The sequence below is a fragment of the Tsukamurella sp. PLM1 genome (assembly GCF_023168325.1).
Classification (GTDB): Bacteria; Actinomycetota; Actinomycetes; order Mycobacteriales; family Mycobacteriaceae; genus Tsukamurella.
This window is the reverse complement of sequence record NZ_AP025688.1, coordinates 3,062,571-3,076,749: the sequence shown is the minus strand read 5'-3', so window position 1 is coordinate 3,076,749 and position 14,179 is coordinate 3,062,571. Positions and strand designations below refer to the sequence as shown.

The 14,179-nt window shown below is 70.7% G+C and carries 10 protein-coding genes and 4 pseudogenes; 10 read left to right on the top strand and 4 right to left on the bottom strand.

Going from position 1 to position 14,179, the window contains the following annotated elements; translation table 11 throughout:
* Positions 1–16: 16 nt before the first annotated feature.
* The 3 genes and pseudogenes from MTP03_RS15765 to MTP03_RS15755 all read right to left on the bottom strand — a co-directional run bounded on the left by MTP03_RS15765 (position 17) and on the right by MTP03_RS15755 (position 3,487).
* Positions 17–1,109: pseudogene (locus tag MTP03_RS15765) on the bottom strand (Zn-dependent alcohol dehydrogenase).
* Positions 1,110–1,136: 27 nt separating this feature from the next.
* Entirely contained in the window at positions 1,137–1,910 is a 774-nt protein-coding gene (locus tag MTP03_RS15760) for an enoyl-CoA hydratase/isomerase family protein (protein ID WP_248489052.1), read from the bottom strand.
* Complete coding sequence (locus tag MTP03_RS15755; RefSeq protein WP_248489051.1) at positions 1,907–3,487, bottom strand: class I adenylate-forming enzyme family protein; 1,581 nt, start codon at positions 3,485–3,487, stop codon at positions 1,907–1,909. The genes MTP03_RS15760 and MTP03_RS15755 overlap by 4 nt, the downstream gene beginning before the upstream one ends.
* Before the next feature lie 174 nt (positions 3,488–3,661).
* Here MTP03_RS15755 and MTP03_RS15750 point away from each other — a divergent pair.
* Positions 3,662–4,329, top strand: a pseudogene (locus MTP03_RS15750) (TetR/AcrR family transcriptional regulator).
* Positions 4,330–4,342: 13 nt separating this feature from the next.
* Here the strand turns inward: MTP03_RS15750 and MTP03_RS15745 are convergent.
* Positions 4,343–5,046: pseudogene (locus MTP03_RS15745) on the bottom strand (gamma-glutamyl-gamma-aminobutyrate hydrolase family protein).
* Between the two features lie 224 nt (positions 5,047–5,270).
* Here MTP03_RS15745 and MTP03_RS15740 point away from each other — a divergent pair.
* From MTP03_RS15740 to MTP03_RS15700, 9 genes and pseudogenes are all read left to right on the top strand, one after another.
* Entirely contained in the window at positions 5,271–6,647 is a 1,377-nt protein-coding gene (locus MTP03_RS15740) for an NAD(P)/FAD-dependent oxidoreductase (protein ID WP_248489050.1), read from the top strand.
* 49 nt (positions 6,648–6,696) lie between these two features.
* Positions 6,697–7,620 carry a helix-turn-helix transcriptional regulator gene (locus MTP03_RS15735; RefSeq protein WP_248489049.1) on the top strand — a complete coding sequence of 308 codons (924 nt, stop codon included), beginning with the start codon at positions 6,697–6,699 and terminating at the stop codon, positions 7,618–7,620.
* Complete coding sequence (locus tag MTP03_RS15730; protein ID WP_248489048.1) at positions 7,617–8,162, top strand: dihydrofolate reductase family protein; 546 nt, start codon at positions 7,617–7,619, stop codon at positions 8,160–8,162. Before MTP03_RS15735 ends, MTP03_RS15730 begins: the two co-directional genes overlap by 4 nt.
* A 128-nt stretch (positions 8,163–8,290) precedes the next feature.
* A pseudogene (locus tag MTP03_RS15725) lies at positions 8,291–9,822 on the top strand (flavin-containing monooxygenase).
* Positions 9,815–10,714, top strand: a complete 900-nt coding sequence (locus MTP03_RS15720; RefSeq protein ID WP_248489047.1) for an alpha/beta fold hydrolase — start codon at positions 9,815–9,817, stop codon at positions 10,712–10,714. The pseudogene MTP03_RS15725 and the gene MTP03_RS15720 overlap by 8 nt, the downstream one beginning before the upstream one ends.
* On the top strand, positions 10,711–11,292 hold the full coding sequence (locus MTP03_RS15715) for a hypothetical protein (protein ID WP_248489046.1): 582 nt from the start codon (positions 10,711–10,713) through the stop codon (positions 11,290–11,292). The genes MTP03_RS15720 and MTP03_RS15715 overlap by 4 nt, the downstream gene beginning before the upstream one ends.
* A 41-nt stretch (positions 11,293–11,333) precedes the next feature.
* Entirely contained in the window at positions 11,334–12,128 is a 795-nt protein-coding gene (locus MTP03_RS15710; RefSeq protein ID WP_248489045.1) for an APC family permease, read from the top strand.
* A gap of 50 nt (positions 12,129–12,178) precedes the next feature.
* Positions 12,179–12,823, top strand: a complete 645-nt coding sequence (locus MTP03_RS15705) for a hypothetical protein (protein ID WP_248489044.1) — start codon at positions 12,179–12,181, stop codon at positions 12,821–12,823.
* A gap of 138 nt (positions 12,824–12,961) precedes the next feature.
* Complete coding sequence (locus MTP03_RS15700; RefSeq protein WP_248489043.1) at positions 12,962–14,155, top strand: glutamine synthetase family protein; 1,194 nt, start codon at positions 12,962–12,964, stop codon at positions 14,153–14,155.
* Positions 14,156–14,179 lie beyond the last annotated feature (24 nt).

Sequence of the window (14,179 nt, the reverse complement as noted above, 5' to 3'; positions counted from 1 at the left end):
GATGCGCCGTGGGCGGTCAGGCGGTGAGATCGGCGACGATGCGGGTCACATCCCCGGACTTCATCGCCTCGAAGCCCTCGTTGATCTCGGAGAACGGGATGACCTTCGTGACCATCTCATCGAGCTGCAGGCGGCCCTGCAGGTACAGGCGGGCGAACTGGGCGATGTCCTCCCGCGCCTGCCCGGAGCCCATGTAGGAGCCGATGAGCTTCTTCTCGCCGAAGAAGAAGTCCGCCGCGGGGATCTGCAGGTCCGTGCCGTCGGGGGCGATGCCGACCAGGGTGGCGGTGCCGGTCGCGCGGAGTGCTGCGAACGCCGTCTGCGCGGTGCGCGCCGAGCCGACCGCCTCGAAGGCGTAGTCCACGCCGTCGCCGAGGATCTCGCGGATGGCTGCGGGCACGTCGGCGGCGCCGTTCACGACGTGGGTGGCGCCGTAGGTCCGGGAGGCCTCGAGCCGCGCGTCGTCGAGGTCGACGGCGATGATCGCGGAGGCGCCGGCGAGGCGGGCGCCCTGGATGATCGCGGATCCGACACCGCCGCAGCCGATCACGGCCACGGTCGAGCCCGGACGGATCTGCGCGCCGCGGAAGACGGCGCCGACACCGGTGATGATGCAGCACGAGAGGAGACAGCCCACGTGCAGGCCGACCTCGTCGGGCATCTTCACCAGGGTGTTCTCGCGCATCAGGATGTGCTTGGAGAAGGCGCCCACGCTGCCGAGCCGATCGACCACCGTGCCGTCGGGCAGGGTGAACGCGGGACGCCGCCGCACGCGGATCTCCGCCTGCCGCTGGCACTGCGTCGAGTGCCCGGCGGCGCAGTTGCGGCACTTGCCGCACGAGGGTGAGTGCCCCGACGACGCGGTCGCCCGGCACGAAGTCGGTGACCGCCGAGCCCACGGCCTCGATGACGCCGGCCACTTCGTGGCCGACGACCACGGGCAGGTCCGCGCCCACGGTGCCCGTCATGTAGTGCAGGTCGCTGTGGCACAGGCCGACGTGGGTGACGGCGAGCCGCACCTCGTGGGGCTCCGGATCGTCGACGTGGATGTCGGTGAGGACGAGCGGGGTGTTGATGGCGGTGAGGACGGCTGCTTGCGTGGTGATCATCGTCGTGGGTCCTTCGTCGGGAGGTGGTCAGCGGGTGGTGGTCGTGGCGGCCGGCTTCTTGTTCGCCCAGAAGCCGTCGATCCCCGCGGTGAAGGCGCCCGAGTCCCAGGCCTCCTGGGCGGCCTCGTCCTCGCGGGCGAACGCGGCCTCGATGTCCTCGGGCCGCGGGCGCAGCAGCCGCAGGTGCAGCGCTGTGGTCCTCGGATCGGAGTTCCACTCGCGGGCGAGCCCGGCGGCGCGGCCGGTGAGTTCCTCGGCAGGCACGATCTCGTCGAGCAGCCCGATCCGCAGTGCGTCGTCGGCGTCGATCCGCTGCGAGCCCAGGACGATCCGCATCGCGTGGTTGCGTACGAGGCGGGTCATGAGGAAGCTCGAGGCGTTGGAGATGATGATGCCGCGGTGGTTCTCGGGCTGGTAGTACTGCGCCGCCGGGGAGCCGATCCGCCCGTCGCAGCACAGCGTGATCTCGGAGGCTCCGCCCACCGCGATCCCGTTGACGGCCGCGATCACGGGCACCCGGGTCTCGAGAATCGCGCGCGTGATGTCGTGGAAGGTGGCGAAGGCCTCCTGGATCTCGGCGTAGGTGGTCGGCACCGCCGCGAGATCCTCGCCGGCGGAGAACGCGCGGCCCGTGCCGGTCAGCACGATGCCGCGGACCAGGTCGCCGGTGCCGAAGCGCCGGATCTCCTGCGCGAGCAGCACGCGGGTGGCCACGTTCATCACGTTGAGCTTCTCGGGGCGGTTGAGGGTGAGGACGGCGACGTCGTCGTCGACGCGGACGTCCAGATGGGTCTCGGTCATGGCTCTCTCACTTCCCCTGCGCGCCGGCGCGCGCCGGCTGCAGGTCGTAGACGGTTCCGGGGTTCTCGGCCGCGCGGGCCTGGAGAGTGGGCTTGGCGATCCGCTCCGACGGGGTGCGCGGGAAGTCGCTGACGAACTCGACGTAGCGGGGCACCTTGAACCGCGCGAGCTGGGCGGGCACCGTCGACGATGCGCTCCGCGGTGGTGCGGTCCGGGGCGGTCCCGGGCGCGAGCTGGACGAAGGCCTTGACCTCCTCGCCGAACAGTTCGTCGGGCTCGGCGACGACCGCCGCCGCCACCACGGTCGCGTCGCGCTCCAGCGCCCGCTCGACCTCGCTGCTGGCGATGTTCTCGCCGCCGCGGCGCACCATGTCCTTGATCCGGCCGACGATGCGGTAGCCGCCGTCCTCGTGGACCGCGACGTCGCCGGTGTGCAGCCAGCCGTCGCGGATCGTCTCCGCGGTGGCCTCCGGGCGATTCCAGTAGCCGAGCATCATGGGAGTGCCGGAGGTGATCAGCTCGCCGGGCGTCCCGTCGGGCACGTCGCGCCCTTCGGGGTCGACGATGCGTACCCGCTTGCCCGGTACGGGCCGGCCGAGCCGTCCGGTGCCCACGTCCGCGGTGTCCTCGGGGAGGCTGGCGAGGTCCGCGCCGGACTCGGTCATCCCGAAGATCTCCCGCCACGGCGCGCCCCAACGCTCCTCGAGCTGGGCGTGCAGGCCGGCCGGGATGGCCGAGCACAGCACCAGGCGCAGCCGGTTATCGCGATCCTCGGCGGTGGCGGGCTGTTTGAACAGCAGGGTGGGCATGGAGCCGAGCACGTAGCAGAAGGTGGCGCCGTGCCGGCGCACGTCGGCCATGAATCCCGACGCCGAGAACTTCGGCAGCACCACCAGCGGCGCGCCGAGGGTCAGGCTCAGCGAGGTGTTCCACTGGGGGTCCATGTAGGAGAAGGGTTGCGAGGTGAGGATCACGTCGTCGGCGCCGAGGCCGGCTGTCTGCCTGCAGATCTCGCCGATGCGGGTCCAGTAGCCGTGGGTCAGCATGCAGGCCTTGGGGAACCCGGTGGTGCCCGAGGTGTACTGCAGGTTGGCGAGAGTGTCCGCCCCGACGGCGACCTCCGGTGCGGCAGCAGGGAAGCCGGCGAGGCCGGCGGGGTCGCCGTAGCCGACGACCCGCAGCTCCACGGAGCCGGCCCCGTCGCCGCCCGCGCGGACCTCGTCGACGAGCGGAGTGTGCTCGGCGTCGGTGACGATGACCCGCGCGCCGGAGTCGCGGACCACGAAGTCCAGGTCCGCGCGCCGGTATGCGGAGTTGACGGGCACGACCACGCCGCCCGCCTTGAGGATCGCGAGCCACGCGACGGGCCAGCCGATCACGTTCGGCAGCATGATCGCGACCCGGTCGCCGGGACGGACGCCGTCCTCGGTGATCAACCGGTGCGCGAGCCGCGACGTCCACTCGTCGATCTCGCCGAAGGTCCAGGATCCCTCTGCGAAGCGCAGGAACTCGCGGTCGTGCGAGTCGGTCGCGCGCCGGTGGAGCAGTCCGGTCAGGGTGTTCTCGGTGGGGTGCATCGCGGTCCTCGGATGTCGGGGAGGGGGCTGTGGCGTGGGTCATACGCTAGGCCATCATGGTCAAATGATCAAGACTGTCGACCTAATGAATGGGTGGGCGATGGGTGTAATGTCGCGGTTGACTGAGTCGCAGCGCGCACGAACGTTGGAACAGGTCGAACCAGGAGGTAGTCCATGGCCCGCATCCCCGCAGCTGAGCGGCGTTCGGAGCTGGTCGCCGCGGCCGTGCGCGTCATCGCCGCCCACGGCGTGGACGGTGCCACCACGCGGAAGATCGCGGACGAGGCGAAGGCGCCCCTGGCCACGCTGCACTACTGCTTCTCCTCCAAGGAGGTGCTGTTCGCCGATGTCTTCGAGTACGTCGCGGGCCAGTACCGGGAGGTCCTCGCGCGCAACGATTGTCACGGTGACGTGAAGACGACCGCGCGAACCCTGCTACGCGGCCTCATGGAGTGGTATCTCGACCACGAGGACTTCGGTCGCGCGATCATCGAACTGATCACCTGGGCGCGGAGGCAGGCGGGGAGCACGCCGTCATGGTCTACACCGAGGCGCACCGGACGCTCCGCGGCATCCTTGAGGCCGACGCCGCGGCCGCGGGGCAGACTCTGACCGACGAGGAGTTCGGCGGGCTCGCCTACGTCGTGACCGCGCTGTCCGACGGCTTCGCGCTGAACTGGCTGGTGTTCGCCGACCGCGCGGCCGCCGCCGCGCAGATCGATGTCACGGTCGGTGTGCTCGATACCTGGATGGATGCGAATCTCGTTCTGGATAAGGCGGAACCGACGGTGCCCGAGGGGCCGAGGGAGGGGCGCCTGGTCTCCTGGGTCACCGTCGGCTGAGCCGCCGGCGCGGTCAGCGTGCGCGGGCGGCCTCGCGCACGATCCAGGCGAGCGCCCCGTCATCGGACTCCATCCACTCCGGGTGCCACTGCACCCCGAGGACCCCGCGCCCGGCAGCTCGACCGCCTCAGCGACCCCGTCGGCGGTCCGGCCGGTGACCACGAGCCCGTCGCCGCACCGGTCGACGGCCTGGTGGTGCCAGGAATTGGTCCGGCGCCGGTCGCCGAAGATCTTCTGTGCGAGCGACCCCGGCTCGAACACCACCACGTGGTTCTCGTCGCCGTCGGAGAGGGGCCCCGTGGCCATGAGGTGACGGATCTCCCCCGAGGGCAGGTCGGGCACGAGGGTGCCGCCGAGCGTGACGTTGAGGACCTGCATGCCGCGGCACACGCCGAGCAGCGGTAGGCCCGCGTCGAGAGCGGACCGCACCAGCGCCGTCTCGAAGGCGTCCCGGTTCGCGTCGTGGGCGTTCGGGTCGGCCTCGGGATCGATGTCCCTGACCACGGATTCGTCTCCGCCCCAGTAGCTCGGGTGCACGTCCTGCCCGCCGGTGATCACCACGCCCGAGAGCCATCGGCACAGCTCGGCGGGCTCTGCGTCGTAGGGCAGCATCACCGGCACGCCGCCGGCGCGCGTGATCCGCCCGGCGAAGTCGGTGAAGAAGCTGTCGGTGAGCCGATGTCCGTAGCCGGGATGGGCACCCTCGATCAGGCCCATCCGGAAGCGCCGGCCGGTGAGGCCGATCAGGGGCTTGCGGTCGTCGTGTTCCGGCGCGCGCTGCCCGGTCACGAGGGCTCGGCCTCGGTGGTGGCGGTCATGGCGGCAATCCTTCCATCTTGGTCATTGTCAATCGACTAGATCATATGACTATAATGGTGAGGTGCGGGTCACATTGTCAACGGTCGCCGTACCCGCACGCCATTCGAGGAGAAGAGGACGCCATGACCACACCCCCGATCCGCGAGGAGAACACCCGCGTCGCCGTGATCGGCGCGGGCATGTCCGGCCTGATGGCCGCGACCACGCTGTCGCGGCACATCGACGACGTCGTCGTCCTCGAGGCCGCCGACCGCGCCGGCGGGCGGGTCGAGACTGTGCGCCGGGGCGACTATTGGATCAACGTCGGCACCCAGTTCACCGAGGGCACCGGCCCGCTCATCGAGGCGCTCGAGCGGCACGGCGTCGCCCGCGGCAGCCTCGCGGGCAAGGGCGTCGCCCTCGGGCTGAACGGCGAGGTGATCGACACGTCGAACCCGGTGCAGCTCATGTTCTCCCGGGGGATGAGCCTGAGGGACCGGGTCGGCATGGCGCTCGTCGGCGCTCGCGTCGTCTCCGGTGCGGTCGCGCTCGCGATGAATCCCGACGGTGCCGTCGGCCGTCGGGTCCGCGCCTGGCTCGACCGCAAGCCAGGAACCTCGCTCGTGACCGGCGTCCGCTCGGAGGTTGCCCGCGCGGTAGTCCGTGCATGGGCGGCTCAGTGGATGGGGTGCGAACCCGAGGAGACCGCTGCGACCCAGTTCGTCTTCTCCGTAGGCATCGCCATCGCGGATCCGGAGAAGGTACCGAACTTCTCCCTCCCCGTCGGCGGCAACCAGACCCTCACCGACATCCTCGCCCAGGACCTGGGGGAGAAGATCCGGCTCGGCGCCGCGGTGCGGAAGGTCGAGTGGGGCGACGACGGTGTCGTCATCGACTACGAGGACGCGGACGGACCGGTGCGGCTGCGCGCCGAACGGGCGGTCGTCACCGTGCCCGCCGACATCGCTACGCGGATCCTGCCCGGCCTCCCGACGTCGTACCGGGATGCCTACGACGACATCGACTACGGCCGCTACGTGGTGGTCGGCTTCTTCACCGAGGAGGACGGCGAGCCCCAGGCCTGGGACGACTTCTTCGCCGTCTCGACGCCGCTGCTGCAATTCCAGGCGGTGTTCAACCACGCCGCCGCGCTGCGCGGAGGAGGCCCGCGGAAGCCGGGCGGCGCGCTGGCCTGCTTCGCGGGTGGCGCGAAGGCGGACGCCCTGCTCGACCTGCCCGACGAGGAGATCGCCGAGCGGTTCAGCCGCGACCTCGTCTCGCTCTACCCGCAGCTCAAGGGCAAGCTCGGGACGCCGATCGTCCGCAAGCACCACCGCGTGGTGCCGTTCTGGGCGCCGCACAAGCGCGCCTCGCTGCCGGTGCTGCGGGAGCCGATCGGACCGATCCATCTCGCGGGCGACTTCCTCCTCGACGTGCCCTCGCTCGCGGACGCGGCGGCGTCCGGCGAACGGGCGGCGAAGGCCGTCCTCGCCGGGCTGGGGAGCGCCACAACGAACTGAGCAAGAACGGTCAAGCGGCGTGCAGGCCTGGCGGTCGATACTGGTCGGCATGACCGAAGATCCGCTGCGCCGCCTGCTCGACGCCGTGCTCGCCGATGAGTACGACAGCCTGGGCACCATGGCCTCCGGTGCGCACAGCTCGCCGTTCCACTTCGCCCGGCGAGTGAGCGCCGGCGCGGGCGAATCGCCCGTGGCGCTGCGCCGCCGCGTGCTCCTCGAGCGCGCCGCCTGGCAACTGCAGCGCGGAATGACGGTGACCGACGCCGCCTTCGCCGCTGGGTACGACTCCGTCGAGGGATTCATCCGGGCGTTCGCGCGGGCGTACGGGCACTCGCCCTCGCAACTGCCGCGGACCGTCGGGCATTGGTTGCCGGCGCCCAACGGCCTGCACTTCCACTCGCCGACGGTGCTGTATGTGGAAGGCGGGCAAGAGGATTCGACGGGAAACATCCTGGCGCTCCAGGTCCAGCATGACGCCGCCGACATAGCGGCGCTGCTCGATGCGGCGTCCGCGCTCCAGGGTGAGGAGTACCGCAGGGTGCGGCTGCCGGGCTCGCGGCCGAGGCGCTGGGACGGGCCGGACGAGTCCCTCGCGCAGGTGCTGTGGCACCTCGTGCACAGCACGACGCCGTGGCGCGCGACGATCGCCGGCGAACCCGCGCCGGAGATCGACCCCGACTCCGACCCGGAGGTGTTGCGGCGCGCGCACGAGGAGAACTCGCCGCGCTGGCTGGCGCTCGTCCGCGACGTCGAGCGGCGCGGCGCCTGGGGCGACCGGGTGGTCGATGCGCTGTGCGACCCACCCGAGTCCTTCCTACTCTCGCAGATCGTCGCGCACGAGCTCACCTTCTCCGCACACCGCCGCCTCCTGGCGCGCTGGATGCTCGCCGATGCGGGCGTCGACGTGAGCGTCCCCGCCCTCGACCCGGACCCGATCATCTGGCACCGACGCATCACCGGAGGAGAATCATGACCGCGTACTCGTACTACACCGCATCGACCCTCGACGGTTTCCTCGCCGACGAGAACGACAGCCTGGACTGGCTGCTCAGCCAGCCGATCGACGACGGTGGACCGATGAACATCGAGGAGTACATGACCGACATCGGCGCGATCGTGATGGGCTACACCACCTACCAGTGGGTGGTCGATCGGGTCGAGTCCGGCGACGAACCGTGGTACTACGCCGATTACGCGGTGTTCGTGTTCACCCACCGCGAGCTGGAGCCGATCCACCCCGGTGTGCGCTTCGTGGCGGGCCCGCCGTCCGAGCTCCGCGCGACGATCGAGGAGGCAGCGGGGGAGAAGGGCGTGTGGGTGGTCGGGGGCGGTGACCTCGCCGCCCAGTTCGCCGAGGCGGGAATGCTCGACGAGGTGATGATCAGCTACGCGCCGGCCACCGTCGGGTCGGGACGCCCGTTGTTCCCGCGCGCCTTCGACTTCGAACTCGTCGAGTGGGCGCGCAACAAGGCGTTCCTCTGCGGTCGGTACCGCGTGATCGGTAGCCGACCATGACGATCGGAGCGGGTGTGCACACTGCACCGGTGCCTCACAGAAGAGGGAGCACTGTGCGGTAGCTCACACACGGGCCGGGCGGGCATCGTCGAAGCATCACAGCTTCGCCCTCACGGAAGGCCCTCACGATGAACGCATCGACCACGCAGACCGACGATTTCGACCTTGTCATCATCGGTGCCGGTATCGCCGGCATCGGCGCCGCGAAGTACTTCACCGAGGCCTTCCCCGGCAAGCGGATCGCGATGCTCGAAGGGCGTGCGAACATCGGCGGAACGTGGGACCTGTTCAAGTACCCCGGGATCCGCTCCGACAACGGCCTGCACACCTACGGCTACGAGTTCAAGCCGTGGACGGACCCCGACGCCATCGCCGAGGCGCCGAAGATCCTGAACTATCTGCAGGAGACCGTCGACGAGTACGACCTGGGCGAGCTCATCCGGTTCGAGCACAGCGTGCAGCACGCGTCGTGGTCGTCCGCCGACGCCCGGTGGACCCTCGACGTGCGGACCCCTGAGGGGAGAAGCAGATCACCACGAAGTGGGTCTTCGCCGGCACCGGCTACTACCGCTACGACGAGGGCTACACCCCGCACTTCGAGGGGCGCGAGGACTTCCGCGGCGACATCATCCACCCGCAGCACTGGCCCGAGGACTACGACTACGCCGGCAAGAAGGTCGTGGTCATCGGCAGCGGCGCCACCGCCGTCACCGTGATCCCGTCCATGCTGGGACACGACGGCGCCGCCGCGCACGTCACCATGCTGCAGCGCACGCCGACCTACATCGTGCCGTGGCCCAAGGTCGACTCCACGGCGCTGCTGTTCACGAAGCTGTTGGGCGAGAGGCGCGGCTACGCGCTGACCCGGTTCACCAGCATCTGGGCCGAGCGCGGCCAGGTGAAGTTCATCCGCGCCTTCCCGAAGGCCGCCCGCAAGCTGATCCGCAAGGCCAACGCGTCCTCGCTGCCCGACGGCTACCCGGTGGACACGCATTTCAACCCGCCGTACAAGCCGTGGGACCAGCGCCTGTGCCTGTGCCCCGACGGAGACTTCTTCAAGGCACTCTCCGGCGGCGACGCCTCCGTCGTGACCGACAGGATCGAGCGGTTCACCGAGACCGGGATCGCGCTCGAGTCCGGCGAGCACCTCGACGCCGACGTCATCGTCACCGCGACGGGCCTGAACATGCGCCTGCTCGGCGGGATCGAGTTCGACGTCGATGGTGCGCCCGTCGCCATACCGGACACCGTCGCCTACCGCGGCACGCTGCTGACCGGCCTGCCGAACCTGTCCATCGCGATCGGCTACACAACGTCCGCGTGGACGCTGAAGATCGGCATCGTCGCCCGCTACATCTGCGACCTGATCAAGCACATGGACGCCTTCGGGTACGACAGCGTCCGGGTCGAGGCCGATCCCACGATGGAGCGCCGGCCGATCCTCGACCTCGACTCGGGCTACGCCCAGCGCGCCCGCGACGTGATCCCGAAGCAGGGCACCGGCATGTTCCAGATGTCGATGTCGTACCAGCAGGACGCGAAGATCCTGCGCGGCCCGCTGCTCGACGACGCCCTGCAGTTCGGTTCCACGCGTGACGAGGCCGCTGGGGAAGCGACCAGCGGCGCGGGCGCACCGTCGAAGGAGCGGGTCGATGCCTGAGGATCTCGACCGGTTCGTCGTCCTGCCCGGCGGCACCCGCGTCTGCTTCCGCGTCGACGGCCCCGGCGACGGCGTGCCCGTGCTCCTCGTCGCCGGTCTCGCCGAGGACCTGAGCACGTGGTCCGAGCGCTTCGTGTCGGCGCTCGTCGCGACCGGGCACCGCGTCGTCCGGATGGACAACCGCGACTGCGGGCGGTCCACGTACGCCACCACCCCACCGCCGAACACGCTGCGCCAGTTGCTCGCCCGGCCTCGTCGAGACGCCTACACGCTGGCGGACATGGCCCGCGATGCGGCTCAGCTGATCGAGCATCTGGACGTCGGCCCCGTGCACCTCGTCGGCCGGTCGATGGGAGGCATGATCGCGCAGACCGTCGCCGCCCGGTACCCGCACCTCGTCACGACGCTCACCTCGCTGTACTCGACGACGGGGAACCCGAAGGTGGGGCAACCCGCACCGTCGACCTGGGTCCTGATCTCGGCCCCGCCGGCGCGCGGCCGGGTCGGCGCGGTCCGCGACCACCTGCGGATGACCGCGCACCTGGCCGGTACCGCCTACCCGATCGACGAGGCCGAGGAGGCGGCGCACGCGGTCACCACGTTCGAGCGCACCGCCGGGGACGCGGTGGCCGGGACTTCGCGCCAGCTGCAAGCGATCCAGGCCTCGGGCGACCGCACCGCGGAACTCGCCCGGATCACCGCGCCCACGCTTGTCATCAACGGCGACCGCGACCTCATCGTCGCGCCGTCGGGCGGCGATGCCACCGCGGCCGCGATCCCCGGCGCCCGGCACGTCGTCATCGCCGGTATGGGCCATCACCTTCCGGACGCGCTCGCGCTGCGGATCGCCGACCTGGTGATCGGCCACATCGAGCCGGCGGTCGCGCGATGACCACCGCGGAGGTACCGTCGGCCGCAACCGGTCTGCAGCGGACCCTCGGGGTCCCCCAGATCGTCTTCATGGTCGTCGCGGTGGCGGCGCCCCTGACGGTGTTCGCCGGGTTGATCCCGCTGATGCTGGGCACCGGCAACGGCATCGGGACGCCCGTCGACTTCCTGATCGTGGGCGCGGTGCTGATGGTGTTCACCGTCGGCTACTCCGCGATGACGCCCGAGGTCCGCAGCGCGGGCGCCTTCTACTCCTACGTCCAGCGCGGCCTGGGCACCACCGCGGGGCTCGGCGCCGCGGCGCTGGCACTGGTCACCTACTCGGTCCTCATGATGGCCGTCACCGCCTATCTGGGCGCCGCCGCGGCCACCGTGATCGAGACCATCTTCGGCGTCGCGGTCCCGTGGTGGGTGCTCTCCGCGGTCGGCCTGGCCCTGATCGGCGTCCTCGGGTACCGCAACGTCGAGGTCAGCGCTCGAGTCCTCGGCGTCCTGCTCGTGGCGGAAGTCGGCATCGTCGCCGTGATCGACCTCGCGATCGTGCTGCGCGGCGGCGCGGACGGGTTGTCGGCGGAGCCCTGACCTGGAGCGCCTACACGAGCGGTGCCGCCGGCACCGGAATCATGTTCGCCGTCTTCGGATTCGTCGGCTTCGAGGCGACGGCGGTATTCCGCTCGGAGGCCAAGGATCCCGACCGCACCATCCCCCGCGCGACCTACATCGCGGTGCTCCTCATCGCGGCGATCTACGCCGCATCGTCGTGGGCGATGATCGTCGGTCTCGGCGTCGGCCGCGCCGCCGGCCTGGCCGCCGCCGATCCCGAGGGGCTCGCCGCCGGCCTCGCCACCCGGTACGTCTCGCACGTCGCCCACGACGTAGTGCAGGTCCTGCTCGTGACGAGCTTCTTCGCGTGCATCCTCACCGCGCACAACGTCGTCTCGCGGTACCTGTACGCTCTCGGCCGCCAGGGGGCGGTGTCCAGCCGGCTCGGGGCCGCGCACCGGGTGCACCGCTCCCCGCACGCCGCCTCGCTCCTCACCTCCGCGGTGATCGGGACGCTCGTCGCCCTGACCGCGGTCGCCGGCCTGCACCCCGTGACCCAGGTCTACGCCTGGTTCGGCGGCGTCGGGACGCTCGGCCTGATCGCCCTGCTGACCCTGACCTCCGCCGCGGTCGTCGTGCACTTCCGGCGCCACCGCACTGCGACCGTGTGGCGCGGCACCCTGGCACCGGCACTCGCGCTGATCGCGCTCGGCGCGATCCTCGTCCTCGTCGTCGCCAACTTCGACCTGCTCGTGGGCTCACGGGCGCTGGCGAACGCCTTCCTCGGCGTGATCGCCGCGTCCTTCCTCGCGGGCCTGGCCTGGGCCGCGGCCCTGCAGCGGCGCCGGCCCGGCGTGTACGCCGCCCTCGAGTGACCCACCCCGAGCAGACCCCGCCTCCCACCTCGCAATCCGAAGGAAGATCCATGAGTACCACCACACTTCCCAGTGACACCGCGGCCGCGGTGCGCGTCGAGATCGACGACGACGCCACCCCTGTCGTCCGGCTGATCGGCCGTACCCTGCGCGACGCGGTCCGCGTCGGCCACGCGCCCGACGTCCTCGGCCGCGAGGCCGGCACCGTCGCCGTGCGCTCGCACGCCACCCCGCAGGCCGCCACCGTCACCTTCGCCGACGGTGCCGTCCGTGTCACCGGCGGCGTCTTCGCGCCGACCGACGCGACGGTCACCGTCGACCTCGAATCCCGGTTCGCCGAGACGGCGACCGAAGGGGACGCGGAACTCGCCGACGCGCTCCTGCGGGCTCTGCACGTGCCGCTGCCCGACTGGCGCGAGGCGGCGGACGGGTTCTGGGCCGCGACGCGGGGAATCCGCGGCATCCCGGACGTTCTCGTCGCCGTGGCCGCCGGACCGGACGGTCGCGAGGAGGCCCGCTTCGGGGCGGGTGCGACGCAGTACCGCGTCGTCGGCACCCCCGACGCACTCGCCGGCGTGTTCACCGGCACCGACTATCTGTTCACCGCCCTGGAGCGCGGACTCGGCATCCAGGGCACCATGGCCCAGCTCTCGGCCATGACCGCCGCATCCTGGAAGGTCCGTTACGATGTCTGATCTCAACGCGCCCAAGGCGTACCGCGTGGAGGCCACCAACCACGACGGCAGCTTCATGGGCAAGAACGTGACCCCGCGAAGTTCGCCTCCGGCAAGACCTCCGGCTTCGCCTTCGCCGACGTCCTGTTCGCCATCGACATGGGTACCGACGTCGTCTTCGGCGACGCCTACCCGGAATGGCGCGGGAACCTCTACGACATCTCGCTCCTTCCGGACATGAACACGCTCGTCGAGTGGAAGCCCGGCGTGCACTCCGTGATCGGCGACTTCTGGCTGAAGGACGGCAGCCCCAACCCGATCTGCCCGCGGAACCTGGTGCGCCGGCAGATCGACCGGCTCGCCGACCTCGGGTACACCGCCACCGTCGCCGTCGAGATCGAGACCACGCTGTTCGAGGAGTCGATCCAGGAGGCCCGCGCCCGCGGCTACCGCGACCTGACGCCCCTCGGCGGCGAGACCGGCGCCACCTACAACCTCGCACGCTCGTCGGACTGGATCGAGTACATGGAGGCCGTCGCCGACCGGCTCGATGAGCTGGGCATCGTCTGGGAGGCGTGGACGGACGAGGCCGCGCCCGGCCAGACCGAGCTGAACATCGCCCCGAACGACCCGCTCACGCTGGCCGATTCCTGGGTGCGGACCAAGCAGGTGATGCGCGAGATCGCCTGTGAGAAGGGCAGGTCGGTGACATTCATGGCGAAGCCGACCGCGGGCTTCGGGCAGGGCGCGCACCTGAACGTCTCGCTGCAGCGGGACGGCGAGAATCAGTTCTACGCGCCGGACGGGCCGTCGGAGCTGATGCTCAACGCCGTGGGCGGGCTGATGGCGACGATGGCCGGCAGCACCCTGATCTCGCTGCCGCAGATCACGTCCTACCGGCGCCTCGTGGACGTATCGGGGCCGCCGACCACGATCAGCTGGGGCGTGAACAACAAGACCGCGGCGCTGCGCGCCATCGCCGGCCATCCCAAGTACTCGCGGCTCGAGTACCGGGTGCCGGGCTCGGACGTGAACCCGTACTACTCGCTCGCCGCGGTGCTCGCCGGGATCGTCGCCGGGATCGAGAAGAAGCTGCAGCCGCCGGCCCCGGTCGATGACATGGCCTGGTGCCTGCCCGACGACTGCGGCGTCGACCGGATCCCCGATTCGATGACCAAGGCGATCGCCGCGCTCGACGCCGACGTGTTGCTGCGCGAATACCTCGGCGACGAGTTCGTCGACTTCTGGACCGCCTCCCGGCGTTGGGAGTGGATGCAGTTCCACACCACCGGCGGCGACCCGTACGCGGAACTCTCCGAGTGGGAGTCCCGCCGCTACTTCGAGTTCTCCTGACCCGCACGGCCCCTGGCCCCGACC